The sequence below is a fragment of the Pseudomonas sp. GW823-FHT06B06 genome (genome assembly GCF_058795195.1).
This window is the reverse complement of record NZ_JBXAHO010000016.1, coordinates 46901-70897: the sequence shown is the minus strand read 5'-3', so window position 1 is coordinate 70897 and position 23997 is coordinate 46901. Positions and strand designations below refer to the sequence as shown.

The following is a 23997-nucleotide window of genomic DNA, read 5'->3' as shown; positions in this document are numbered from 1 at the left end:
ATTGAGTCATGGCAGATGCTATCGCTGACAATGTTCCGGCCAAGGCCAACTCCGTAGACGGCAAACCGCCGCTGTTCGGGTTGTCCTTCCTGGAAAACCTCTCCGAGATGACCATGCTGCGCCAGGTGGGGCTGTTGGTCGGCCTGGCCGCGAGCGTGGCGATTGGCTTTGCCGTGGTGTTGTGGTCCCAGCAGCCGGATTACCGTCCGTTGTACGGCAGCCTTGCCGGCATGGATGCCAAGCAGGTGATGGACACCCTGGCTGCCGCCGATATTGCCTATACCGTGGAACCCAATTCCGGCGCCTTGCTGGTCAAGGCCGAAGACCTGTCCCGTGCGCGTCTCAAGCTCGCGGGCGCTGGTGTCACTCCCAGCGATGGCAACATCGGTTTTGAAATCCTCGACAAGGAACAGGGCCTGGGCACCAGTCAGTTCATGGAGGCGACCCGTTATCGTCGCGGCCTTGAAGGCGAACTGGCGCGCACCATTTCCAGCCTGAACAATGTCAAGGGTGCCCGCGTGCACCTGGCGATCCCGAAAAGTTCGGTGTTCGTGCGCGACGAGCGCAAGCCCAGCGCGTCGGTGTTGGTCGAGCTGTATTCCGGGCGTTCGCTGGAGCCGGGGCAGGTCGTGGCCATCATCAATCTGGTGGCGACCAGCGTGCCCGAACTCAGCAAGTCGCAGATCACCGTTGTCGACCAGAAAGGTAACCTGCTGTCCGATCAGGCGGAAAACTCCGAACTGACCATGGCCGGCAAGCAATTCGATTACAGCCGCCGCATGGAGAGCATGCTCACCCAGCGCGTGCACAACATTCTGCAACCGGTGCTGGGCAACGACCGCTACAAGGCCGAAGTCTCGGCGGATGTCGACTTCAGCGCTGTCGAGTCCACTTCCGAACAATTCAACCCCGACCAGCCGGCATTGCGTAGCGAGCAGTCGGTGAACGAACAGCGCACCGCCAGTAACGGCCCGCAAGGTGTGCCGGGTGCCCTGAGCAACCAGCCGCCGTCGCCAGCCTCGGCGCCGCAAACCACCGGTGGCGCCACGGCGTCGGCCGGCATGGTACAGCCAGGCCAGCCATTGCTCGATGCCAACGGCCAGCAGGTCATGGACCCGGCCACCGGCCAGCCAATGCTCGCACCGTATCCGGCGGACAAGCGCCAGCAATCGACCAAGAACTTCGAGCTCGACCGCTCCATCAGCCACACCAAGCAACAGCAGGGGCGATTGAATCGCTTGTCGGTCTCGGTGGTGGTCGATGACCAGGTCAAGATCAACCCGGCCAACGGTGAGATCGCCCGTGCGCCTTGGAGCGCCGATGAGCTGGCCCGTTTCACCCGCCTGGTGCAGGACGCGGTCGGCTTCGATGCCAGTCGTGGCGACAGCGTCAGCGTGATCAACATGCCGTTCTCCACCGAGCGCGGTGAAGTGATTGCCGATGTGCCGTTCTACTCCCAGCCTTGGTTCTGGGACATCGTCAAGCAGCTGTTGGGCGTCCTGTTCATTCTGGTGCTGGTGTTTGGTGTGTTGCGTCCGGTGCTCAACAACATCACCGGTGGCGGCAAAGGCAAGCAGTTGGCGGGCATCGGCAGCGACGTCGAGCTCGGCGGCATGGGCGGCCTGGACGGCGAACTGGCCAACGACCGTATCAGCCTCGGTGGCCCGACCAGCATCCTGTTGCCGAGCCCGAGCGAAGGCTATGACGCGCAGTTGAACGCAATCAAGAGTCTGGTGGCAGAAGACCCGGGCCGTGTCGCCCAGGTCGTGAAAGAGTGGATTAACGCAGATGAGTGATAACCGAGCCATTGCCGCCAAACTGAGCAAGGTCGACAAAGCCGCGATCCTGCTGCTGTCGCTGGGCTCAACCGACGCTGCCCAGGTGTTGCGCCACATGGGGCCCAAAGAGGTCCAGCGTGTCGGCGTGGCCATGGCGCAGATGGGTAACGTGCACCGTGAGCAGGTCGAGCAGGTGATGAGCGAGTTTGTCGACATCGTCGGCGACCAGACCAGCCTGGGCGTCGGTTCCGATGACTACGTGCGCAAAATGCTCACCCAGGCCCTGGGCGAGGACAAGGCCAACGGCCTGATCGATCGCATCCTGCTGGGTGGCAATACCAGCGGCCTGGACAGCCTGAAATGGATGGAGCCGCGCGCGGTCGCCGACGTGATCCGCTACGAGCACCCGCAGATCCAGGCGATCGTGGTGGCGTACCTTGATCCGGATCAGGCCGGTGAAGTGCTGGGCAACTTCGACCATAAGGTGCGCCTGGACATCATCCTGCGGGTTTCCTCGCTCAACACCGTGCAGCCTGCGGCCCTCAAGGAACTTAACCAGATTCTCGAGAAGCAGTTCTCCGGCAACTCCAATGCTTCGCGCACCAGCCTGGGCGGCATCAAGCGCGCAGCTGACATCATGAACTTCCTCGACAGCTCGATCGAAGGCCAGCTCATGGACTCGATCCGCGAAGTGGATGAGGACCTGTCCGGTCAGATCGAAGACCTCATGTTCGTGTTCAACAACCTGGCCGATGTCGACGATCGCGGTATCCAGGCGTTGCTGCGCGAAGTGTCCTCCGACGTGCTGGTGCTGGCCCTCAAGGGCTCGGACGAAAGCGTCAAGGAGAAGATCTTCAAGAACATGTCCAAGCGTGCGGCCGAACTGTTGCGCGACGATCTCGAGGCCAAGGGCCCGGTGCGTGTCAGCGATGTGGAAACCGCGCAGAAGGAAATCCTCACCATTGCCCGTCGCATGGCCGAAGCGGGCGAAATCGTGCTCGGCGGCAAGGGCGGCGAGGAAATGATCTAACGCCATGGCCAAGAATGACGAGCTGCCCTCTGACCTGATCCGCGCCAGGGATGTCGGAGGTTTCGATACCTGGGCGCTGCCCAGCTTCGATCCGCCGGCCCCTGAGCCGGAGCCCGAGCCCGAACCCGAGCCGCCGGAAATGGAGGAGGTGCCGCTCGAAGAGGTCCAGCCACTGACCCTCGAAGAGCTCGAGAGCATTCGCCAGGAAGCCTATAACGAAGGTTTCGCGGTGGGCGAAAAAGAAGGGTTCCATAGCACCACGCTCAAGGTTCGTCAGGAAGCTGATGCGGCGTTGGCGGCCAAAGTTGCCGCGCTTGAAAAGTTGATGGCGCATCTGTTCGAACCCATCGCCGAACAAGACACGCAGATTGAAAAGTCCTTGGTCGAACTGGTGCGGCACATGACCAAACAGGTGATCCAGCGCGAACTGGCCATGGACTCGACGCAGATCGAACACGTGATGCGCGAAGCCCTCAAGCTGTTGCCGTTGGGCGTCAACAACGTGCGGCTGTACATCAATCCGCAGGATTTCGAACAGGTCAAAGCCCTGCGCGAGCGACATGAGGAAACCTGGCGCATCGTCGAGGACGAAGCGCTGTTGCCCGGTGGTTGCCGAGTCGAAACCGAACACAGCCGCATCGATGCCACGGTCGAAACCCGTGTGACGCAAGTGATGGACAAGCTGTTCGACCAGCTTCACGAGCAGGCCTTGCACCCGGCGGCGCCGGATCTGAGCATCGATCTGTCCAGCGCAAGCAAACCAGTGGAGGTTCCCGATGCACCTTAAGCGCACCAGTTTCGCCAAGCGCCTGGGCAGTTACGCCGGGGCGATCGAACTGGCCGGCGCACCGATCCTCGAAGGCCGCCTGTTGCGCATGGTCGGCCTCACCCTGGAAGCCGAGGGCTTGCGCGCGGCCATGGGCAGCCGCTGCATGGTCATCAACGATGACAGCTATCATCCCGTGCAGGTCGAGGCCGAAGTCATGGGCTTTTCCGGCAGCAAGGTGTTTTTGATGCCGGTGGGCAGCGTAGCCGGCATTGCCCCAGGTGCCCGGGTGGTGCCCCTCTCCGACAGCGGTCGCTTGCCGATGGGCATGAGCATGCTCGGGCGCGTACTCGACGGTGCTGGCCGCGCCCTGGATGGCAAGGGCGGAATGAAGGCCGAAGACTGGGTGCCGATGGACGGCCCGACCATCAACCCGCTCAAGCGCGAGCCGATCAGCGAGCCCCTGGATGTGGGCATTCGCTGCATCAATGGCATGTTGACGGTCGGGCGCGGTCAGCGGCTTGGCCTGTTCGCCGGTACCGGCGTTGGTAAATCCGTACTGCTGGGCATGATGACGCGCTTCACCGAGGCCGACATCATCGTCGTCGGCCTGATCGGTGAGCGTGGTCGAGAGGTCAAGGAGTTCATCGAGCACATCCTCGGTGAAGAAGGGCTCAAGCGCTCGGTGGTGGTGGCGTCGCCCGCCGACGATGCACCCCTGATGCGTCTGCGCGCCGCCATGTATTGCACGCGAATCGCCGAGTATTTCCGCGACAAGGGCAAGAACGTGCTGCTGCTGATGGATTCGCTGACGCGTTTCGCCCAGGCCCAGCGGGAAATTGCCCTGGCCATTGGCGAGCCACCGGCGACCAAGGGTTATCCGCCCTCGGTGTTCGCCAAGTTGCCGAAACTGGTAGAGCGCGCGGGCAATGCCGAGAAGGGCGGTGGCTCGATCACCGCGTTCTATACCGTGCTGTCCGAAGGCGACGACCAGCAGGACCCGATTGCCGACTCGGCGCGGGGCGTGCTCGACGGGCACATCGTGCTGTCGCGGCGCCTGGCCGAGGAAGGCCATTACCCGGCCATCGATATCGAGGCGTCCATCAGCCGGGTCATGCCGGCGGTAGTCTCGCCGGAGCACATGACTCGCGCGCAGTACTTCAAGCAGTTGTGGTCGCGCTACCAGCAGAGCCGCGACCTGATCAGTGTCGGCGCCTACGTCGCCGGCGGTGACCGCGAGACCGACCTGGCGATTTCCCTGCAGCCGCAACTGGTCAAATACCTGCGCCAGGGCCTCAACGACAGCATCAGCCTGGGCGAAAGCGAGGCGTATCTCGCGTCGATCTTCGCGCCCGCGGCGGGCGGTTAACCGGCCATGGCCCAGACTCGGGCGGGCCGCCTGGCTCCCGTGCTGGAAATGGCCGAGAAGGCCGAGAAAACCGCGGTCCAGCGCCTGGGACACTTCCAGGGGCAAGTGCGCCTGGCCGAAAGCAAGCTGGCCGACCTCGAAGCCTTTCGGCTCGACTATCAGGAACAGTGGATCGTACGCGGCAGCAGTGGCGTGTCCGGCCAATGGCTGCTGGGCTACCAGGGCTTTCTCGCGCAGTTGGGCACGGCCATCGATCAACAGCGGCAAAGCCTGGCCTGGCACCAGAACAACCTGAACAAGGCGCGCGACACCTGGCAGCAGGCGTTCGCCCGGGTAGAAGGCTTGCGCAAACTGGTCCAGCGCTACCAGGACGAAGCGCGGGCGCTGGAGGACAAGCGCGAGCAAAAGCTGCTGGATGAACTGTCCCAGCGGTTGCCGCGCCATGATGCGTATTGAGTCATATGGAACGCGTTATCGTTCTTCGCGAGCAGGCTCGCTCTCACAGGAGAAAGGCGGTCAACCTGTGGGGGCTCAAGGCCTCCAAAAATATCCTGCCTTGCCCCAACCTCTACCCAATGCTAAACCTTGTACAAGAAGGTTTACCAACGACAAGGAAGCCATGACATGTCAGTCGTTTCAGAAGTGTCCCCGGATGGGCAAAAGCTGACGATATCGGTCAAGGGACGATTCGATTTCGCCAAGCATCAGGAATTTCGTCAATCCTACGAAGACAAGGCGCTCGCCGAAGTCGTCGTCGATCTGAGGGAAGCCACCTACCTCGACAGTTCCGCCCTGGGCATGTTGCTGCTGTTGCGAGATCACGCTGGCGGCGACGATTCCGATATTCGCGTGGTCAACAGCAATTGCGACGTGAGGAAAATCCTCGCCATTTCCAACTTCGACAAGCTGTTCGACATCAGTTGATCACTGTGCAACCGGCACTCGAATCGCTGACGATCCTGATCGCCGAAGACAGCGCCGCCGATCGCATGCTGTTGTCGAGCATCGTGCGCCGTCAGGGGCATCAAGTGTTGACGGCCGCCAACGGCGCCGAAGCGGTGGAAATATTTCGCCAGCAACGCCCGCAGCTGGTGTTGATGGACGCGATGATGCCGGTGATGGATGGCTTCGAGGCGGCCGCGCAAATCAAGGCATTGGCCGGGGAAACCCTGGTTCCGATCATCTTCCTCACCTCGCTGTCGGAAAACCAGGCATTGGCTCGTTGCCTGGAGGTCGGGGGTGACGATTTTCTGGCAAAACCGTACAACCAGGTGATTCTTGCCGCCAAAATCAAGGCGATGGACCGCTTGCGGCGCTTGCAGGCCACCGTTGTACAGCAGCGCGACCAGATCGCCAGGCACCACGAATACTTGCTCAACGAACAGCGCGTGGCCAAGGCGGTGTTCGACAAGGTGGCTCATTCCGGCTGCCTGAATGCGCCCAATATCCGCTACCTGCAATCGCCTTACGCATTGTTCAACGGCGACTTGCTGTTGGCCGCCTTCACCCCGGCAGGGGACATGCATGTGCTGCTCGGCGATTTCACCGGCCATGGCCTGCCCGCCGCCGTTGGCGCCATGCCCCTGGCCGAAGTCTTCTACGGCATGACCGCCAAGGGCTACGGCCTGGCGGAAACCCTGCGCGAGATGAATGCCAAGCTCAAGCGTATCCTGCCGGTGGACATGTTTTGCTGCGCCACGATGCTGTGCCTGAGTGCCCAGAATCACTCGGTGGAGGTCTGGAACGGCGGCATGCCGGACGGCTACCTGTACAGCGTTGCCAGCGGCGAGCGAACGCCACTGACCGCGCGGCATTTGCCACTGGGGGTGCTGAGCCCGCCTACCTTCGATGATCGCACCGAAGTGTTTCCGATGGCCCCGGGTGATCGGATATTCCTGTTGTCCGACGGGGTGATCGATACCTGCGACGCCGATGACCAGCTGTTTGGTGTGCAGCGGTTGCAGCAGGTATTTGCCGCCAATCGTCAACCCGACACCTTGTTCGAGGATATCGAGCAGGCGCTTCGGGACTTTCGTGGTGAGGCGCGCGACGACGTCAGCATGGTCGAGGTCAGCCTGCCTGCGCCCACTCAGGCGAGCCCGCCGCTGCCGATCTATTCCGACAGTGGCCAGTCCTGCCCTCTGGACTGGTCGGCCAGTTTCGAGTTTCGCGCTGCGACGCTCAAGCGCTTCAATCCGTTGCCCCATCTCTTGCAACTGCTGCAGGAAGTGCACGGTCTGCGGGCTCAAAGCGGGGCGCTCTACAGCGTACTGGCCGAGTTGTACTCCAACGCCCTGGAGCATGGAGTGCTAGGCCTGGATTCCAGCCTTAAACGCGATGTGTCGGGTTTCACCCGCTATTATCTACAACGCAATGCACGCCTGGACGAGCTTGAGGACGGTTATGTCCGGGTGCATTTACAGGTTACCCCGCAAGGCGAGGGTGGATGCCTGGCAATTCGCGTCGAGGACAGCGGCAAGGGATTTGATGTCGGGCGGGTACTGGAACGTCCTGTCGATCCTGTCCGTCTGTCTGGACGTGGAGTCAGTCTGATCCGTCAGTTGGGTCATAATGCAAGCTGGTCTGACGATGGTCGAAGTGCCCGCGTGGAGTTTCTCTGGAAGGCTCTGGCATAATCCATAAATTCTTGATCAAGGAGCGAACAAGTGGCTGATGAACATCTGGACCTCGACGCGCTGAACGAGTTGCGCGAGGTCATGGAGGACGCGTATCCGCAGTTGCTGGATACCTTTCTCGCCGATTCCGAAGAGCGCCTTCAAGGGTTGCGCGAGGCAGGGAGAGCTGCGCAGCTCGTAGACGTGGCGCACAGCTTCAAAGGCAGCAGCAGCAACATGGGCGCCGTCAAGCTTGTCGCGCTATGTGGCGAACTTGAGAAAAATGCTGAAAAGCTTTCGCCCTCCGAAATCCAGGAGCTGATCACTGCAATCGACCTTGAGTTCGCGATCGTTCGGCCTCTTTACGAAGCTGAGCGGCAACGGTCCCTGGCGGAAAGCTGAGGCGCAAGACGCTTTTCGTCGCCATCAGGCGAAACTGGCCCGCCCCTTGCTATTAACTCTTGCAACTGTACCTACGATCCCAGTGCAGCGGAGACCGTTAAATGCCCTTTACCCCAAATTCTCTTCTTCAGGCCGCCGCTCAGGCCAAGAGTCAGGCCGCCGCCGCCCCTTCCACGAAGGTCGCCGCCGAGCCCGGGGACAAGGCGTCGAGCTTCTCTCAGGTGTACGCCGCACAAGGCCGGAACCCGGCTGCTGACGGACCTTCGAAACCACAACCTCACAAGGCTGCCGACAGCCTCGGTAAAAAGGACGACGTCAAGGATAACGCTGCCGCCGAGAAGCCTGTCGTTGCCGATAGCGGCAAAAGCTTGCCCGCCGACAAGCCGGCGCAAGCCGACGACAAGCAGGACAGCGCCGATGCGACGGACGAACAGGCAGGGGGCGTCGAAGCTGCGCCGGTTGATCCTGTCGAGGTGCCTGTCATCGCGGCGCCTGTTGTGGCTGATCAACCAGCCGTCGAAGCGCCCGTTGCGGCGGTCATCCCGCCAATCGTCCCCGCCACTGACACAGGATTCGATCCCGAAGCCGACCCACTGGACGCCCTGCCAGCCCTGCGCATGGCCATGGAGCAGAGTGGCCATGTCTCGGCCTCAAGCCAGGCACAACCCAAGGCAGCTCCGACCGAGGTCGACGGTGAACGGACGGCGGCGCAGACCTTCGCCGCTGGCATGGCGAACATGCTCGACGTGCAAACCGACATGGACAGTACCGACCAGGGCGGCGACCAGGCCTTCAGTGGCCTGATCGATGATGGGCTCAAGGACCTCAAGTCTGCCAGCAGCGATACCCGGGTCGACGATTTCGCCGACCGCCTGGCGGCACTGACCCAGGCAGCGACGCCAAAAACCGCCAACGCCCTGCCGGTCAACCAGCCCATCGCGATGCATCAGAGCGGTTGGACGGAAGAAGTGGTGAATCGGGTCATGTACCTGTCCAGCGCCAATCTCAAGGCGGCCGACATCCAGTTGCAGCCGGCCGAACTCGGCCGTCTCGACATTCGGGTGAACATGGTGCCCGATCAGCAGACCCAGGTGACGTTCATGAGCGCGCATCCGGGCGTGCGTGAAGCGCTGGACGGGCAGATGCAGCGTTTGCGCGACATGTTCACCCAGCAGGGCATGGGCCAGGTTGACGTCAACGTCTCGGACCAGTCCCGGGGATCCCAGGACCAGGCGCAACATCAGCAGGCGCAGAGTGGACGCGCCAGTGCTGGCGGCGGTCGCCTTGATTCGATGGATGACGAGCTTTCGGCCAGCGTTACCCAAGTTGCGGCCAGCCCGACTAGCGTGATTGGCTCCAGCGCAGTCGATTATTACGCCTGATAATTCGCGGCGCCCCCTAAAAGATCGCAGCCTTCGGCAGCTCCTACAGGATGTACGCAGTCCAATGTAGGAGCTGCCGCAGGCTGCGATCTTTTGCTTCTGGCATAACACTTGCTCTTGCCTAGTCGCGCGACTGTAAAAACCGAATAGTGACGGATTATTGGCATGGCGAAGAGCGACGCAGCAGTAAAAGACCCCGCAACCAAAGGCAAACTCAAGCTGATCATCTTGATCGTGGTGGCGCTGTTGCTGGCGATCGGCTTGTCCGTGGGGGCGACCTGGTACTTCATGCACAGTGCCCAGAGCAAGCCTGCCGTCGTGGCCGAAACCACCCCCGTGGGCAAGCAGCCTGCCGTTTTCGAGCCGATGGCCCCGGCGTTCGTGGCCAACTACAACCAGAACGGACGCCAGCGCTACATGCAAGTGAGCATTACCATGCTTGCGCGCAACCAAGCGGATCTGGACGCGCTCAAGGTGCACATGCCGGTGATCCGCAACAACCTGGTGATGCTGTTCTCCAGTCAGGATTTCGCGACCCTCGCCTCGCCGGTCGGCCAGGAAATGTTGCGCCAGAAGGCCACCGCCAGCGTCCAGGAAGTGGCGCAGAAAGAGCTCGGCAAAGTGGTGATCGAACAGTTGCTTTTCACTAATTTCGTACTGCAGTAGGAACACGACATGGCCGTGCAGGACCTGCTGTCCCAGGATGAGATCGACGCGCTGTTGCATGGCGTCGACGATGGTCTGGTACAGACCGATATCGCTGCCGAACCCGGCACCGTCAAGAGCTACGACCTGACCAGCCAGGATCGCATCGTCCGTGGACGCATGCCGACGCTGGAAATGATCAACGAGCGTTTTGCCCGCTACACGCGCATCAGCATGTTCAACATGCTGCGCCGCTCGGCAGACGTGGCGGTCGGTGGTGTGCAGGTGATGAAGTTCGGCGAATACGTACACTCGCTGTACGTGCCGACCAGCCTCAACCTGGTCAAGATCAAGCCGCTGCGCGGCACGGCGCTGTTCATCCTCGACGCCAAGCTGGTGTTCAAGCTGGTGGACAACTTCTTCGGCGGCGACGGTCGCCACGCCAAGATCGAAGGCCGTGAGTTCACCCCGACCGAGTTGCGCGTGGTGCGCATGGTCCTGGAGCAGGCATTCGTCGATTTGAAGGAAGCCTGGCAGGCGATCATGGAAGTGAACTTCGAGTACATCAACTCGGAAGTGAACCCGGCCATGGCCAACATCGTTGGCCCGAGCGAAGCCATTGTGGTGTCGACCTTCCACATCGAACTCGATGGCGGTGGCGGCGACCTGCACGTGACCATGCCTTACTCGATGATCGAACCGGTGCGCGAAATGCTCGATGCCGGCTTCCAGTCCGACCTGGACGACCAGGACGAGCGTTGGGTCAACGCCTTGCGCCAGGACGTGATGGACGTCGATGTACCGATCAACGCCACCGTTGCCCGTCGCCAGTTGAAGCTGCGCGACATCCTGCACATGCAGCCAGGGGACGTGATTCCCGTGGACATGCAGGAAGAGCTGGTCATGCGCGCCAACGGCGTGCCGGCCTTCAAGGTCAAGATGGGTTCGCACAAGGGCAACCTTGCACTGCAAGTGATCGAGCCGATCGAGCGCCGTTGAGGCGGCGCAATTACCCCTATTAATCAACTCTTCTAATTGAAGAGTCGTTCGCCGAGGACAAATGATGGCTGACAATATGAATACCCTGGACGATCAGGCGCTGGCTGATGAGTGGGCTGCTGCCCTGGAAGAAACCGGCGACGCCGGGCAGGCCGATATCGACGCATTGCTGGCCGCCGATGCTGGCCGTTCTTCGTCCAACCGCCTGCCCATGGAAGAGTTCGGCAGCGTGCCGAAAAACAACGACCCGGTGAGCCTCGAAGGCCCGAACCTGGACGTGATTCTCGATATCCCGGTGTCGATCTCCATGGAGGTCGGCAGCACCGACATCAACATCCGCAACCTGTTGCAGCTCAACCAGGGCTCGGTCATTGAACTGGATCGCCTGGCTGGTGAGCCGCTGGACGTGCTGGTCAACGGCACCCTGATCGCCCATGGCGAAGTGGTTGTGGTCAACGAGAAGTTCGGCATCCGCCTGACCGACGTGATCAGCCCAAGCGAACGCATCAAGAAGCTGCGCTGAGTGAAAAGGCTCCTGGGGTTGTTTTCGGGGCTGGCCCTGGCGTTGCCAGGCCTTGTGCTGGCCGCCGAGCCTGTCGCCAATGCCGCCGCCGCGCCCGCGGTCAACAGCGGCGTGGCCGGGCAGTTGACGCAACTGGTATTCGGCTTGTTGCTGGTGCTGGGGCTGATTTTCTTCCTCGCCTGGCTCTTGCGCCGGGTGCAACAGGCCGGGCCGGCCGGCAAGGGGCAGGTGATCGAGCTGATCGGTTCTCGCGCACTGGGGCCCCGTGATCGCTTGATGCTCGTGCAAGTCGGCAACGAACAGATCCTGCTCGGCCTGAGCCCGGGGACCATCACGGCGTTGCATGTGCTCAAGGAGCCGGTGCAGGTGCCGAGCGGCACTGAAAAAGCTACCCCCGAGTTTGCCCAGCGCCTGATGGAGTTGATGGGCAAGGATCAGAAGGATAAGAAGTAATGGGCGCGCTGCGCATCATCTTGACCCTGGCCATGATGCTGGCCGCGCCGCTGGCGTTAGCCGCCGATCCATTGTCGATCCCGGCCATCACCTTGGGCACCAACGCCGAAGGTGCCCAGGAATATTCGGTCAGCCTGCAGATTCTGCTGATCATGACCGCGCTGAGTTTCATCCCGGCGTTCGTCATGCTGATGACCAGCTTCACCCGGATCATCATCGTCTTCTCGATCCTGCGTCAGGCCCTGGGCCTGCAGCAGACGCCGTCGAACCAGATCCTCACCGGCATGGCGCTGTTCCTGACGATGTTCATCATGGCGCCGGTGTTCGACCGGGTGAACCAGGATGCCTTGCAACCCTACCTGGCGGAAAAGATGACCGCTCAGGATGCCGTGGCCAAGGCCCAGGTACCGATCAAGGACTTCATGCTGGCCCAGACGCGCACCAGTGACCTGGAGTTGTTCATGCGCCTGTCCAAGCGCACCGACATTGCCACGCCGGACCAGGCGCCGCTGACCATCCTGGTGCCGGCGTTCGTGACTTCGGAGCTCAAGACCGCGTTCCAGATCGGCTTCATGATCTTCATCCCGTTCCTGATCATCGACCTGGTCGTGGCCAGTGTGCTGATGGCCATGGGTATGATGATGCTGTCGCCGCTGATCATTTCCCTGCCGTTCAAGATCATGCTGTTCGTGCTGGTCGATGGCTGGGCGCTGATCATCGGCACCTTGGCCAGCAGCTTCGGCGGTGTGTCGCCATGACGCCGGAAGTCGCCGTCGATATCTTCCGCGAAGCCTTGTGGCTGACCACGCTGATGGTCGCGGTGTTGGTGATCCCGAGTCTGCTGGTCGGCCTGGTCGTGGCGATGTTCCAGGCCGCGACGCAGATCAACGAACAGACCCTGAGCTTCCTGCCGCGCCTGCTGGTGATGCTGGTAACGCTGATCGTCGCCGGCCCTTGGCTGGTGCAGACGTTCATGGAATACATCCTGCAGCTGTACGGCAGTATTCCGCAGGTCATCGGCTAAGCCATGTCGTCGCTGCTGCAGCTGACCGATACCCAGATCAGTACCTGGGTGGCGACGTTCATGTTGCCGCTGTTTCGCGTCGGCGCCTTGCTGATGGTGATGCCAGTGTTCGGCACTGCCCTGGTACCCAAGCGCATTCGCCTGTACTTCGCCCTCGCCATCACTGTGGTCATCGCGCCGGGCCTGCCGCCGATGCCGCCGGTGAATGCGCTGGACCTGAGCGGTCTTCTGCTGATTGCCGAGCAGATCCTCGTCGGCGCGATCCTGGGGTTCTCCCTGCAACTGTTCTTCCAGGCCTTCGTGGTGGCGGGACAGATCGTCGCGATCCAGATGGGCATGGGCTTCGCATCGATGGTCGATCCCACCAACGGCGTGTCGGTGGCGGTGATCGGGCAGTTCTTCACCATGCTGGTGACACTGATGTTCCTCTCCATGAACGGCCATCTGGTGGTGTTCGAGGTACTGACCGAGAGCTTCACCACCTTGCCGGTCGGCAGCGGCCTGATGGTCAACCATTACTGGGAACTGGCCGGCAAACTCGGCTGGGTGCTCGGCGCGGCGCTGCTGCTGGTGCTGCCGGCGATCACCGCGTTGCTGGTGGTCAACATCGCGTTTGGCGTGATGACCCGCGCCGCGCCGCAACTGAACATCTTCTCCATCGGCTTCCCGCTAACCCTGGTGCTCGGGATGTTCATCCTCTGGGTCGGGCTGGCGGACATTCTCAACCAGTATCAACCGCTGGCCTCCGAGGCCTTGCAGTTTTTACGCGAACTGGCACAGGCGCGCTGAGGCATGGCTGAGAGCGAAAGCGGTCAGGACAAGACAGAAGACCCCACGGAGAAAAAGAAAAAGGACGCCCGTGAGAAGGGTGAGATTGCCCGTTCCAAGGAGCTCAATACCCTGGCGATCATGCTTGCCGGGGCCGGTGCGCTGCTGGTCTTCGGTGGGGCCCTGGCGCAGGACATGATGGACCTTATGCGTCTGAATTTTTCCCTGTCACGAGACGTGGTGCTGGACCAGCGTTCGATGGGCACCTACCTCCTGCATTCGGGGCAGATTGCCTTGCTGGCGATCCAGCCGGTGATGATCACCCTGCTGCTGGCCGCCTTGATCGGCCCGATCTCCCTGGGTGGCTGGCTGTTTTCCGCCGGCACCATGGCGCCCAAGTTCAGCCGCATGAACCCCGGCGCGGGTCTCAAGCGCATGTTCTCGGCCAAGGCCCTGACCGAACTGCTCAAGGCCCTGGCCAAGTTCTTCATCGTCCTGTTCGTGGCCCTGGCGGTGTTGTCGGCGGACATTGACGACCTGCTGCGAATCGCCCACGAACCACTGGACCGCGCCATCACCCACAGCCTGCAAGTGGTCGGCTGGAGCACCTTGTGGATGGCCTGCGGGCTGATCATCATCGCCGCCGTCGACGTGCCGATCCAGATCTGGGAAAGCATCAAGAAGCTCAAGATGACCAAGCAGGAAATCCGCGATGAGCACAAGGACCAGGAGGGGCGACCGGAGGTCAAGCAGCGGATTCGCCAGCTGCAACGCGAGATGTCCCAGCGCCGGATGATGGCGGCGGTGCCGGATGCCGACGTGGTCATCACCAACCCGACCCACTATGCCGTGGCCCTCAAGTACGACCCGGACAAGAGTGGGGCGCCGATGCTGATTGCCAAGGGCAGCGACTTCCTGGCGTTGAAGATTCGCGAGATTGCGACGGCCAATGAAATTCTGCTGCTGGAATCGCCGGCGTTGGCGCGGTCGATTTACTACTCCACCGAACTTGAGCAAGAAATCCCCGGCGGCCTGTACCTCGCCGTCGCCCAGGTACTGGCCTACGTCTACCAGATTCGCCAATACCGCGCAGGCAAGGGCAAGCGCCCGGACCCACTCAAGGATGACTTGCCGATTCCACCGGATTTGCGCCGGGATTCCTAGCAGCGTGATCGGTGTTGTACACAAGCAGTGTTGCCCGGGCCGATCCCCTTGTGGGAGCGAGCCTGCTCGCGAAGACGACCGTCCATGCGACTTGATTTTTCCCGACCAATCCCTCTGTTTCAACTCCTCACGAAAGTTGGAAGGCTTCTTGCAATAGCCGCTTTGCGCCAGCTTATGGCGTCAAAAGTTTTGCTTCAAAGGAACGGGGAATACCGGTGGATCGCTCTCAGTTAATCAACAGTGCCCGCACGAACATGGCCGACCTCAGCCGAGGCAATCTGGGCGTGCCGCTGTTGCTGCTGGTCATGTTGGCGATGATGATGTTGCCGATGCCGCCGTTCCTGCTCGACGTGTTTTTCACGTTCAATATCGCGTTGTCGATTGTCGTCTTGCTGGTCTGCGTCTACGCCTTGCGGCCGCTGGATTTTGCGGTGTTCCCGACCATTTTGTTGGTGGCGACGCTCTTGCGCCTGGCGCTCAACGTGGCTTCCACCCGAGTAGTGATGCTTCACGGCCAGGACGGTCATGCCGCCGCGGGCAAGGTGATCCAGGCCTTCGGCGAGGTGGTGATCGGCGGTAACTACGTGGTCGGTATCGTGGTGTTCGCGATCCTGATGATCATCAACTTCGTCGTGGTGACCAAAGGCGCCGGGCGTATTTCCGAGGTGAGTGCGCGGTTCACCCTCGATGCGATGCCCGGCAAACAGATGGCCATCGACGCCGACCTCAACGCCGGCCTGATCGACCAGAACCAGGCCAAGGCGCGGCGTTCGGAAGTGGCGCAGGAGGCCGAGTTCTATGGCTCAATGGACGGTGCCAGCAAGTTCGTGCGCGGTGACGCCATCGCCGGCCTGTTGATTCTGTTCATCAACCTGATCGGCGGCATGGCGGTCGGTATCTTCCAGCACAACATGACCTTCGCCGATGCCGGCAAGGTTTACGCCCTGTTGACCATCGGTGACGGTTTGGTGGCGCAATTGCCATCACTGTTGTTATCTACAGCGGCGGCGATCATGGTGACCCGTGCTTCGGGCTCCGAAGATATGGGCAAGCAGATCAATCGGCAGATGTTCGCCTCGCCCAAGGCGTTGGCGGTGTCGGCGGGCTTGATGGCGGTGATGGGGCTGGTGCCGGGTATGCCGCACTTTTCCTTCCTGTCCATGGCCGCGCTGGCTGCAGGTGGTGCGTACCTGTTCTGGAAAAAGCAGAACAGCGCCAAGGTGCAGGCCCTGCAAGAGGTCAAGCGTCAGCAGGAACTGTTGCCATCGCCGGCCCGCGCCCAGGAAACCAAGGAGCTGGGTTGGGATGACGTGACGCCGATCGACATGATCGGCCTGGAAGTGGGCTATCGCCTGATTCCGTTGGTGGACCGCAACCAGGGCGGGCAATTGCTGGCGCGGATCAAGGGCGTGCGCAAAAAGCTGTCCCAGGACCTGGGCTTCCTTATGCCTACGGTTCACATCCGCGATAACCTCGACCTGGCTCCGAGTGCCTATCGCCTTACCCTGATGGGGGTGATCCTGGCCGAGGCGGAGATTTACCCGGACCGCGAACTGGCGATCAACCCGGGGCAGGTCTACGGCACGCTCAATGGCATTACCGCCAAAGATCCGGCTTTTGGCCTGGAGGCGGTGTGGATCGAAATCAGCCAGCGCGCCCAGGCGCAATCGCTTGGCTACACCGTAGTCGATGCCAGTACAGTGGTGGCCACCCACTTGAACCAGATCCTGTACAAGCACTCCAGCGAGCTGATCGGCCACGAAGAAGTCCAGCAACTCATGCAATTGCTGGCGAAAAACTCGCCGAAGCTGGCCGAAGAGCTGGTGCCGGGCGTGCTGTCACTGTCGCAATTGCTCAAGGTCTTGCAAGCGCTATTGGCCGAGCAGGTACCGGTACGCGGCATTCGTAGCATTGCCGAAGCCATCGCGAACAATGCCAGCAAGAGTCAAGATACCGCCGCGCTGGTCGCCGCGGTGCGTGTCGGCGTATCCCGCGCAATCGTGCAAAGCATTGTAGGCACTGACTCCGAGCTGCCAGTGATCACGCTGGAACCCAGGTTGGAACAAATATTGCTCAATAGTCTGCAGAAGGCAGGACAAGGCTCTGAAGAGGGTGTTCTGCTGGAGCCAAGCATGGCTGAGAAGCTGCAGCGCTCGTTGATCGATGCGGCGCAGCGGCAGGAGATGCAAGGTCAACCGGTGATTCTGCTGGTGGCCGGTCCGGTTCGCGCGATGCTCTCGCGATTTGGCCGGCTCGCAGTCCCGGGTTTGCATGTGTTGGCTTATCAGGAAATTCCTGACAACAAGCAAGTGACCATCGTTGCGACAGTAGGGCCCAACGGCTGAGGTAGTGATTCATGCAAGTTAAGCGTTTCTTCGCCGCCGATATGCGTCAGGCCATGAAGCTGGTTCGCGATGAGCTGGGCGCCGATGCCGCGATCATTGGCAACCGCCGCATCGCCGGTGGCGTCGAGATTACGGCTGCCCTGGATTACCAACTGTCGGCGCTGGCCCCGCGCGTTCCGAACATGGAGCTCGAGGACGAACTGCGCAAGACCCAGTCGCGCATCGTCAACGCCCAGGCCGAATTGAGCCTGCGAGGCGAGGGCGAAGGCGATAGCGACAAGAGCACTAATCGCCAGTTGTTTGCCGGCCTGCCGCTGACGGCTGCCGAGCCGCTGATCGAACCGACCCTGGCCGAGCCGCGCCGTCCCGCGCCGACACCGGCCCCGGCGGCGACTATCGATACGCGGGTCTTCGACTCGATGCGTTCGGAACTCAACAGCCTGCGCGAACTGATGGAAGTACAACTCGGTTCCCTCGCCTGGAACCAGCTGCAGGGTAGCCGCCCGGACCAGGCGAACCTGTGGCGTCGCCTGCAGCGCATCGGCTTGTCCGGCCCGTTGTCGCGGGACCTGCTGGCGCTGGTCAGCGAAATTGAAGAACCCCGTCAGGCCTGGCGCATGTTGCTGGCGCACCTGGCGCGGATGATTGTCACGCCGGAAATGGAACCGCTGGAAGAGGGCGGCGTGATTGCCATGGTCGGCCCGGCCGGCATGGGCAAGACCACCACACTGGCCAAGCTGGCGGCCCGTTACGTGCTCAAGTACGGCGCGCAGAACATTGCCCTGGTGAGCATGGACAGCTTTCGCATCGGTGCCCAGGAGCAGCTCAAGACCCTCGGGCGGATTCTCAATGTGCCGGTGACCCACGTCGATCCGAACCAGTCATTGGTCCAGGCGCTGGACCCTTTGTTGCGCAAGCGCGTGGTGCTGATCGATACCGCCGGCCTGCAAGCCAGCGATCCGGCCCTGCGCATGCAGCTCGAAAGCCTGGCCGGTCGAGGCATCAAGTCAAAAAATTACCTGGTCCTGGCAACCACCAGCCAGAAACAGGTTCTAACCGCTGCTTATCACAGTTACAAGCGTTGCGGGCTCGCTGGCTGCATCCTGACTAAACTGGATGAAACGGCAAGTCTGGGCGAAGTGTTGAGTCTGGCGATCAGCCATGAATTGCCGGTGGCCTACCTGACCGATGGCCCGCGGATTCCAGATGATCTGCATCTGCCGCGTCGTCATCAACTGGTCAGTCGGGCCGTCAGCGTGCAAATGCAGGAAGAACCCAGCGAAGAGGCCATGGCTGACATGTTCGCTGATATCTACCACAGTCCGACCAAGCAGGTTGGCTGAGGTAACAATGAATAGTTTTTGTACCCTACATCGATGGCCTGCCATGCATTGTTCCGGTTGTGAACGCGCAGCCAGTTATGTGGCCCCGTCTATGCAGAACAAGGTAAAGAAATAACATGGGCAGCATGCATCCTGTACAGGTGATCGCGGTGACCGGCGGCAAAGGTGGCGTCGGCAAAACTAACGTGTCAGTGAACTTGTCCCTGGCTTTGGCTGAGCTTGGCCGGCGCGTCATGTTGCTGGACGCTGACCTTGGGCTGGCGAATGTCGACGTTCTGTTGGGGCTGACACCCAAACGTACCCTGGCCGACGTGATTGAAGGCCGCTGTGAATTGCGCGACGTGCTGTTGCAGGGGCCCGGCGGCATCCGCATCGTTCCGGCGGCGTCCGGCACCCAGAGCATGGTTCACTTGAGCCCGGCGCAGCACGCTGGCCTGATCCAGGCCTTCAGCGACATTGGCGACAATCTCGACGTGCTGGTGATCGACACCGCTGCAGGTATTGGCGAGTCGGTGGTCAGCTTCGTGCGCGCGGCCCAGGAAGTGTTGCTGGTGGTCTGCGACGAGCCGACCTCGATCACTGACGCCTATGCGTTGATCAAATTGCTCAACCGCGATTACGGCATGAACCGTTTCCGGGTGCTGGCCAACATGGCGCAGAGCCCCCAGGAAGGGCGCAACCTGTTCGCCAAGTTGACCAAGGTCACCGACCGCTTCCTCGACGTCGCCTTGCAATATGTCGGTGCGGTGCCGTACGACGAAAGCGTGCGCAAGGCCGTGCAGAAGCAGCGCGCCGTCTACGAGGCCTTCCCGCGCTCCAAGTGCTCGCTGGCATTCAAGGCGATCGCGCAGAAGGTCGATACCTGGCCACTGCCCGCCAACCCGCGCGGGCACCTGGAATTCTTCGTCGAGCGCCTCGTGCAACAGACGGCAGGACCCGTGCTATGACCGCAAGCGGTTACAACCTCTACAAGGCATCGGCGCGTGACGCGCAGTACGAGCTGATCGAGCGTTACGCGCCGCTGGTTAAACGCATTGCCTATCACTTGCTTGCACGACTGCCGGCCAGTGTCCAGGTCGAAGACCTGATCCAGGCCGGGATGATCGGCCTGCTGGAAGTCTCGACCAAATACGACGCCAGCAAAGGCGCGAGTTTCGAAACCTACGCGGGCATCCGCATCCGCGGCGCCATGCTCGATGAAGTGCGCAAGGGCGACTGGGCGCCTCGTTCGGTCCACCGCAATACGCGGATGGTCAGCGACGCGATTCGCTCGATTGAAGCTAAAACCGGGCGTGACGCTAAAGATCACGAAGTTGCGGCCGAACTCCAATTGAGTCTTGACGATTACTACGGGATTTTGAACGACACCCTGGGCAGTCGGCTGTTCAGTTTCGACGACCTGTTGCAGGACGGCGAACACGAAGGGCTGCACGAGGATGGCGCCAGTGCGCATCTGGAACCGTCTCGCGATCTGGAAGATGAACGCTTCCAAGCGGCGCTGGCGGACGCGATCGCCAACTTGCCGGAGCGCGAGCGATTGGTGTTGGCGTTGTATTACGACGAAGAATTGAATCTCAAGGAAATCGGCGAAGTCCTGGGGGTCAGCGAATCCCGGGTCAGCCAGTTACACAGCCAGTGCGCGGCCCGTTTGCGGGGGCGTCTGGGAGAGTGGCGAGCGCGCTGAAGGCAGTGTGGGGGCACTGCGACGCGGCTGGTGGGGTAATGAACCGCGCCGGTCTCGATCCGTTGTATCCCAAACAGTCATCGAGTGTTTTGCCAGATTGATAGAAATGGCGTGTCCAGGTGCTGGGCGCGTTTTAGTCTGCTTGGAGGTCGAATTGGACAAGAACATGAAAATCCTCATCGTTGATGACTTCTCAACGATGCGGCGGATCATCAAGAACCTGTTGCGTGACCTTGGGTTCACCAACACGGTCGAGGCCGACGATGGCACTACCGCCATTCCGGTACTCAACAGCGGGAGCATCGACTTTCTGGTGACGGACTGGAACATGCCTGGCATGACCGGTATCGATCTGCTGCGTCATGTGCGCGCCGATGAAAAACTCAAGCACCTGCCAGTGCTGATGGTGACTGCCGAAGCCAAGCGCGAGCAGATCATCGAAGCGGCCCAGGCCGGCGTAAATGGCTATGTGGTCAAACCCTTCACGGCCCAGGCGTTGAAAGAAAAAATCGAGAAGATTTTCGAACGCATCGGTTGAACTGCGCCACGGGGGAGCTATGGAGCATAACGAGTCATCCCAGGGCGATTTTGAATCGACCCTGAAAAAACACGCCGTTGAATTGGTCGCGAGCCTTGAAAAGGGCAGGTTCGGCGATGCTGTGCAATTGATCCATGAGCTCAACCAGACCCGTGACCGTGGCTTGTATCAGGAAGTGGGCAAGCTCACCCGCGAGCTGCATAGCGCGATCGTCAATTTCCAGATTGACCCGCACATGCCGCAAGCCGAGGAAGTGTCACAGATCACCGACGCCACCGAGCGCCTGGGGTATGTGGTCAAACTGACGGAAGCCGCCGCCAACCGCACCATGGACCTGGTGGAAAACGCCACGCCATTGGTCAACGGCCTGGCTGAAGAGGCGCAGGGCTTGAGCGCCGACTGGGGACGGTTCATGCGGCGCGAAGTCGGGGCCGAAGAGTTTCGTGAACTGGCCCGGCGCGTCGATGGTTTCCTGGCGCGCAGCAGCGCAGACAATCGCGCCGTGTCCAGCAACCTCAACGACATTCTGCTCGCCCAGGATTACCAGGACCTTACCGGCCAGGTGATCAAGCGTGTGACCCAACTGGTCACCGAAGTGGAAAGCAACCTGCTCAAGCTCGTGCTGATGGCCAGTCAGGTGGACCGCTTTGCGGGCATCGAACATGACCGTGCGGCAATGCTTGCAGAAAAAGATCCACAAAAACATCTCACCAAGGGTGAAGGTCCGCAGATTCATGCCGATAAAAGAGAAGACGTTATGTCCGGTCAGGACGATGTGGACGATTTGCTATCCAGCCTGGGTTTTTAAAGTTCAGGTTTTTTGGGTTTTTAGACCTGTAGGAGCACCCCCTTAATGAGCTTCGGCGCCGATGAAGAGATCCTTCAGGATTTCCTGGTTGAGGCCGGCGAGATTCTAGAGCAACTGTCCGAGCAACTGGTCGAGCTGGAAAGCCGTCCGGATGATGCGGACTTGCTCAATGCAATTTTTCGCGGTTTTCACACTGTAAAAGGGGGCGCCGGCTTCCTCCAGCTCAACGAGCTGGTGGAGTGCTGCCACATCGCCGAGAACGTGTTCGACATCCTGCGCAAGGGCGAACGTCGCGTCGACTCGGAATTGATGGACGTGGTCCTCGAAGCGCTGGATGCGGTGAACGGCATGTTCAGCGAAGTGCGCGAGCGTAGTCCGGTCACGGCTGCAACACCTGAGCTGCTGGCGGCACTGGCGCGTCTGGCCGAGCCGCAATCGGCTGACGAAGTGGCTGCTGCGCCTGTTGCTCCAGAGGTCGAAGCGCCTGTGGTTGCCGCCGATTCAGGCGATATCACCGATAACGAATTCGAACAATTGCTGGACTCGCTGAACGCCGTGAAGGCTCAGGCCGAGGCGCCGGCAGTTGTTCCAGCACCCGCCAGCGAAGTGCCTGCCAGCGACGAAATCACCGACGCCGAGTTCGAGTCGTTGCTCGATCAACTGCACGGCAAGGGCAAGTTCGCCGTCGATGCAGTGGCCCCGGCACCCGCCGCGCCGTCAGAGCCGTCAGCGGCGAAAGAGGCGGGTGATAGTTCCGACATCACCGACGAAGAATTCGAGGCCTTGCTCGACCAGCTTCATGGCAAGGGTAACTTTGCCGTTGAGGCGCTAGAGTCGGCCATTGCCTCTGTTCCAGCACCGGCAGCGCCAACCGCAGCGGCGGCCGGCAGTGATCTGATCAGCGATCATGAATTCGAGGCACTGCTCGACGAATTGCACGGCAAAGGCAAGTTCAGCGAAGTCGGCACCGCGACAACGGCCAGCAGCTCGAACGCCTCCGTGGCGGCATCGACCGCCAAGGTTGTCGCACCCAAGCCCGTTGCCAAGGCGCCCGAACCGCAAGCCAAAGCGCCGGCAGCCGCAGCACCAGTCGCGGCCCGAACTCCGGCCGCGCCGCCTGCGGAAAAACCGGCCAGTGAAGCCGAGACCACCGTGCGGGTCGATACCGCACGGCTCGACGAGATCATGAACATGGTCGGCGAGTTGGTGCTGGTGCGTAACCGCCTGGTGCGCCTGGGCGCCAACAGTGCCGACGAAGCCATGTCCAAGGCCGTGTCGAACCTCGACGTGGTCACGGCCGACCTGCAGACGGCGGTCATGAAGACCCGGATGCAGCCGATCAAGAAAGTGTTCGGACGCTTCCCGCGCCTGGTTCGCGACCTGGCGCGCCAGCTCAAGAAAGAGATCAACCTGGAGCTGGTCGGCGAAGACACCGACCTCGACAAGAACCTGGTCGAAGCCCTGGCCGACCCGCTGGTCCACCTTGTGCGCAACGCGGTCGACCACGGCATCGAATCGCCGGAAGAGCGCGAAGCGTCGGGCAAGGCCCGTGGCGGCAAGGTGATCCTGGCGGCCGAGCAGGAAGGCGATCACATCCTGTTGTCGATTTCCGATGACGGAAAAGGCATGGACCCCAACGTCCTGCGTGCCATCGCGGTAAAACGCGGTGTGATGGACAAGGACGCGGCCGACCGCCTGAGCGATACCGAGTGCTACAACCTGATCTTCGCCCCGGGCTTCTCGACCAAGACCGAGATCTCCGACGTGTCGGGTCGTGGCGTGGGCATGGACGTGGTGAAAACCAAGATCTCCCAGCTCAACGGTTCGATCAACATCTACTCGGCCAAGGGCCAGGGATCGAAGATCGTCATCAAGGTGCCGCTGACCCTGGCGATCATGCCAACCCTCATGGTCATGCTCGGCAACCAGGCGTTCGCCTTCCCGCTGGTGAACGTCAACGAGATTTTCCACCTCGACCTTTCGCGCACCAACGTGGTGGACGGCCAGGAAGTGGTGATCGTGCGGGACAAGGCACTGCCGTTGTTCTACCTCAAGCGCTGGCTGGTCAGCTCCGCCGCTCACGAAGAGCAGCGCGAAGGCCATGTGGTGATCCTTTCGGTGGGCACCCAGCGGATCGGCTTTGTCGTCGACCAGTTGGTGGGCCAGGAAGAAGTGGTCATCAAGCCATTGGGCAAAATGCTCCAGGGAACCCCGGGCATGTCGGGCGCCACCATTACCGGTGACGGCCGCATCGCGCTGATTCTCGATGTTCCGAGCATGCTCAAGCGTTACGCCGCACGGCGTATTTGATTCTGGCGCAGCGGTGGCGACTGACGCCTCGCTGCGTCTAATGGAGTGTTT

At 61.2% G+C, this 23997-nt stretch carries 24 protein-coding genes; all 24 read left to right on the top strand.

Translation table 11 applies throughout. From position 1 onward, the window contains the following. The first annotated feature begins 8 nt into the window (after positions 1-8). The 24 genes from fliF (at position 9) to AC1Q8Q_RS16405 (ending at position 23946) form a co-directional block, all read left to right on the top strand. Positions 9-1796, top strand: a complete 1788-nt coding sequence (gene fliF / locus AC1Q8Q_RS16520) for a flagellar basal-body MS-ring/collar protein FliF (protein WP_033044920.1) — start codon at positions 9-11, stop codon at positions 1794-1796. Then, positions 1789-2808 carry a flagellar motor switch protein FliG gene (gene fliG / locus AC1Q8Q_RS16515; protein WP_020796955.1) on the top strand — a complete coding sequence of 340 codons (1020 nt, stop codon included), beginning with the start codon at positions 1789-1791 and terminating at the stop codon, positions 2806-2808. Before fliF ends, fliG begins: the two co-directional genes overlap by 8 nt. Positions 2809-2812: 4 nt before the next feature. After that, entirely contained in the window at positions 2813-3595 is a 783-nt protein-coding gene (fliH, locus tag AC1Q8Q_RS16510; protein ID WP_492615262.1) for a flagellar assembly protein FliH, read from the top strand. Then, positions 3585-4943 carry a flagellar protein export ATPase FliI gene (gene fliI, locus AC1Q8Q_RS16505; protein WP_020796957.1) on the top strand — a complete coding sequence of 453 codons (1359 nt, stop codon included), beginning with the start codon at positions 3585-3587 and terminating at the stop codon, positions 4941-4943. The genes fliH and fliI overlap by 11 nt, the downstream gene beginning before the upstream one ends. Positions 4944-4949: 6 nt before the next feature. Beyond that, positions 4950-5399, top strand: a complete 450-nt coding sequence (gene fliJ, locus AC1Q8Q_RS16500; protein ID WP_492615261.1) for a flagellar export protein FliJ — start codon at positions 4950-4952, stop codon at positions 5397-5399. Positions 5400-5567: 168 nt separating this feature from the next. Then, positions 5568-5867 (top strand): STAS domain-containing protein, encoded by a 300-nt coding sequence (locus AC1Q8Q_RS16495; protein ID WP_083348433.1) that lies wholly within the window; start codon positions 5568-5570, stop codon positions 5865-5867. Positions 5868-5872: 5 nt separating this feature from the next. Next, positions 5873-7579 (top strand): ATP-binding SpoIIE family protein phosphatase, encoded by a 1707-nt coding sequence (locus tag AC1Q8Q_RS16490; protein ID WP_492615274.1) that lies wholly within the window; start codon positions 5873-5875, stop codon positions 7577-7579. Positions 7580-7609: 30 nt separating this feature from the next. Next, the gene (locus AC1Q8Q_RS16485; RefSeq protein ID WP_492615260.1) at positions 7610-7960 is read left to right on the top strand and encodes an Hpt domain-containing protein; all 351 of its coding nucleotides are present in this window, start codon (positions 7610-7612) and stop codon (positions 7958-7960) included. A gap of 101 nt (positions 7961-8061) precedes the next feature. Then, positions 8062-9342: a flagellar hook-length control protein FliK gene (locus AC1Q8Q_RS16480; protein ID WP_083348435.1), complete on the top strand. Its 1281-nt coding sequence runs from the start codon at positions 8062-8064 to the stop codon at positions 9340-9342. Positions 9343-9507: 165 nt separating this feature from the next. Next, positions 9508-10008 carry a flagellar basal body-associated protein FliL gene (gene fliL / locus AC1Q8Q_RS16475; RefSeq protein ID WP_020796964.1) on the top strand — a complete coding sequence of 167 codons (501 nt, stop codon included), beginning with the start codon at positions 9508-9510 and terminating at the stop codon, positions 10006-10008. Positions 10009-10017: 9 nt separating this feature from the next. Further along, positions 10018-10986 (top strand): flagellar motor switch protein FliM, encoded by a 969-nt coding sequence (gene fliM / locus AC1Q8Q_RS16470; protein ID WP_020796965.1) that lies wholly within the window; start codon positions 10018-10020, stop codon positions 10984-10986. Positions 10987-11050: 64 nt separating this feature from the next. Next, on the top strand, positions 11051-11509 hold the full coding sequence (fliN, locus tag AC1Q8Q_RS16465) for a flagellar motor switch protein FliN (RefSeq protein WP_020796966.1): 459 nt from the start codon (positions 11051-11053) through the stop codon (positions 11507-11509). Further along, positions 11510-11962 (top strand): flagellar biosynthetic protein FliO, encoded by a 453-nt coding sequence (fliO, locus tag AC1Q8Q_RS16460; RefSeq protein ID WP_042955323.1) that lies wholly within the window; start codon positions 11510-11512, stop codon positions 11960-11962. Next, complete coding sequence (gene fliP, locus AC1Q8Q_RS16455; RefSeq protein ID WP_020796968.1) at positions 11962-12720, top strand: flagellar type III secretion system pore protein FliP; 759 nt, start codon at positions 11962-11964, stop codon at positions 12718-12720. Before fliO ends, fliP begins: the two co-directional genes overlap by 1 nt. Then, a complete protein-coding gene (gene fliQ / locus AC1Q8Q_RS16450; RefSeq protein WP_020796969.1) occupies positions 12717-12986 on the top strand; it encodes a flagellar biosynthesis protein FliQ in 270 nt (89 codons plus the stop codon). The genes fliP and fliQ overlap by 4 nt, the downstream gene beginning before the upstream one ends. Before the next feature lie 3 nt (positions 12987-12989). Next, on the top strand, positions 12990-13775 hold the full coding sequence (gene fliR, locus AC1Q8Q_RS16445) for a flagellar biosynthetic protein FliR (protein ID WP_008058628.1): 786 nt from the start codon (positions 12990-12992) through the stop codon (positions 13773-13775). A 3-nt stretch (positions 13776-13778) separates the two neighbouring features. Continuing rightward, entirely contained in the window at positions 13779-14918 is a 1140-nt protein-coding gene (flhB, locus tag AC1Q8Q_RS16440) for a flagellar biosynthesis protein FlhB (RefSeq protein WP_020796971.1), read from the top strand. 215 nt (positions 14919-15133) lie between these two features. After that, positions 15134-17263, top strand: coding sequence for a flagellar biosynthesis protein FlhA (gene flhA / locus AC1Q8Q_RS16435; protein ID WP_492615259.1), 2130 nt, complete (start codon positions 15134-15136; stop codon positions 17261-17263). 11 nt (positions 17264-17274) lie between these two features. Further along, positions 17275-18606, top strand: a complete 1332-nt coding sequence (gene flhF / locus AC1Q8Q_RS16430; RefSeq protein WP_083348439.1) for a flagellar biosynthesis GTPase FlhF — start codon at positions 17275-17277, stop codon at positions 18604-18606. Between the two features lie 116 nt (positions 18607-18722). Further along, positions 18723-19553, top strand: coding sequence for a flagellar synthesis regulator FleN (gene fleN / locus AC1Q8Q_RS16425; protein WP_007975361.1), 831 nt, complete (start codon positions 18723-18725; stop codon positions 19551-19553). Beyond that, positions 19550-20290 (top strand): RNA polymerase sigma factor FliA, encoded by a 741-nt coding sequence (gene fliA / locus AC1Q8Q_RS16420; RefSeq protein WP_008001745.1) that lies wholly within the window; start codon positions 19550-19552, stop codon positions 20288-20290. Before fleN ends, fliA begins: the two co-directional genes overlap by 4 nt. A gap of 166 nt (positions 20291-20456) precedes the next feature. After that, positions 20457-20828, top strand: a complete 372-nt coding sequence (locus AC1Q8Q_RS16415; protein WP_003183998.1) for a chemotaxis response regulator CheY — start codon at positions 20457-20459, stop codon at positions 20826-20828. Between the two features lie 19 nt (positions 20829-20847). After that, complete coding sequence (locus AC1Q8Q_RS16410; RefSeq protein WP_492615258.1) at positions 20848-21636, top strand: protein phosphatase CheZ; 789 nt, start codon at positions 20848-20850, stop codon at positions 21634-21636. Between the two features lie 45 nt (positions 21637-21681). Beyond that, on the top strand, positions 21682-23946 hold the full coding sequence (locus tag AC1Q8Q_RS16405) for a chemotaxis protein CheA (protein ID WP_033043330.1): 2265 nt from the start codon (positions 21682-21684) through the stop codon (positions 23944-23946). Positions 23947-23997: the final 51 nt, after the last annotated feature.

Excerpts from the sequence above, each read along its gene's own strand:
- fliF (WP_033044920.1), top strand. The coding sequence starts at position 9 with ATGGCAGATGCTATCGCTGACAATGTTCCGGCCAAGGCCAACTCCGTA.
- fliG (WP_020796955.1), top strand. The coding sequence starts at position 1,789 with ATGAGTGATAACCGAGCCATTGCCGCCAAACTGAGCAAGGTCGACAAA.
- fliH (WP_492615262.1), top strand. The coding sequence starts at position 2,813 with ATGGCCAAGAATGACGAGCTGCCCTCTGACCTGATCCGCGCCAGGGAT.
- fliI (WP_020796957.1), top strand. The coding sequence starts at position 3,585 with ATGCACCTTAAGCGCACCAGTTTCGCCAAGCGCCTGGGCAGTTACGCC.
- fliJ (WP_492615261.1), top strand. The coding sequence starts at position 4,950 with ATGGCCCAGACTCGGGCGGGCCGCCTGGCTCCCGTGCTGGAAATGGCC.
- AC1Q8Q_RS16495 (WP_083348433.1), top strand. The coding sequence starts at position 5,568 with ATGTCAGTCGTTTCAGAAGTGTCCCCGGATGGGCAAAAGCTGACGATA.
- AC1Q8Q_RS16480 (WP_083348435.1), top strand. The coding sequence starts at position 8,062 with ATGCCCTTTACCCCAAATTCTCTTCTTCAGGCCGCCGCTCAGGCCAAG.
- fliL (WP_020796964.1), top strand. The coding sequence starts at position 9,508 with ATGGCGAAGAGCGACGCAGCAGTAAAAGACCCCGCAACCAAAGGCAAA.
- fliM (WP_020796965.1), top strand. The coding sequence starts at position 10,018 with ATGGCCGTGCAGGACCTGCTGTCCCAGGATGAGATCGACGCGCTGTTG.
- fliN (WP_020796966.1), top strand. The coding sequence starts at position 11,051 with ATGGCTGACAATATGAATACCCTGGACGATCAGGCGCTGGCTGATGAG.
- fliP (WP_020796968.1), top strand. The coding sequence starts at position 11,962 with ATGGGCGCGCTGCGCATCATCTTGACCCTGGCCATGATGCTGGCCGCG.
- fliQ (WP_020796969.1), top strand. The coding sequence starts at position 12,717 with ATGACGCCGGAAGTCGCCGTCGATATCTTCCGCGAAGCCTTGTGGCTG.
- fliR (WP_008058628.1), top strand. The coding sequence starts at position 12,990 with ATGTCGTCGCTGCTGCAGCTGACCGATACCCAGATCAGTACCTGGGTG.
- flhB (WP_020796971.1), top strand. The coding sequence starts at position 13,779 with ATGGCTGAGAGCGAAAGCGGTCAGGACAAGACAGAAGACCCCACGGAG.
- flhF (WP_083348439.1), top strand. The coding sequence starts at position 17,275 with ATGCAAGTTAAGCGTTTCTTCGCCGCCGATATGCGTCAGGCCATGAAG.
- fleN (WP_007975361.1), top strand. The coding sequence starts at position 18,723 with ATGGGCAGCATGCATCCTGTACAGGTGATCGCGGTGACCGGCGGCAAA.
- fliA (WP_008001745.1), top strand. The coding sequence starts at position 19,550 with ATGACCGCAAGCGGTTACAACCTCTACAAGGCATCGGCGCGTGACGCG.
- AC1Q8Q_RS16415 (WP_003183998.1), top strand. The coding sequence starts at position 20,457 with ATGAAAATCCTCATCGTTGATGACTTCTCAACGATGCGGCGGATCATC.
- AC1Q8Q_RS16410 (WP_492615258.1), top strand. The coding sequence starts at position 20,848 with ATGGAGCATAACGAGTCATCCCAGGGCGATTTTGAATCGACCCTGAAA.
- AC1Q8Q_RS16405 (WP_033043330.1), top strand. The coding sequence starts at position 21,682 with ATGAGCTTCGGCGCCGATGAAGAGATCCTTCAGGATTTCCTGGTTGAG.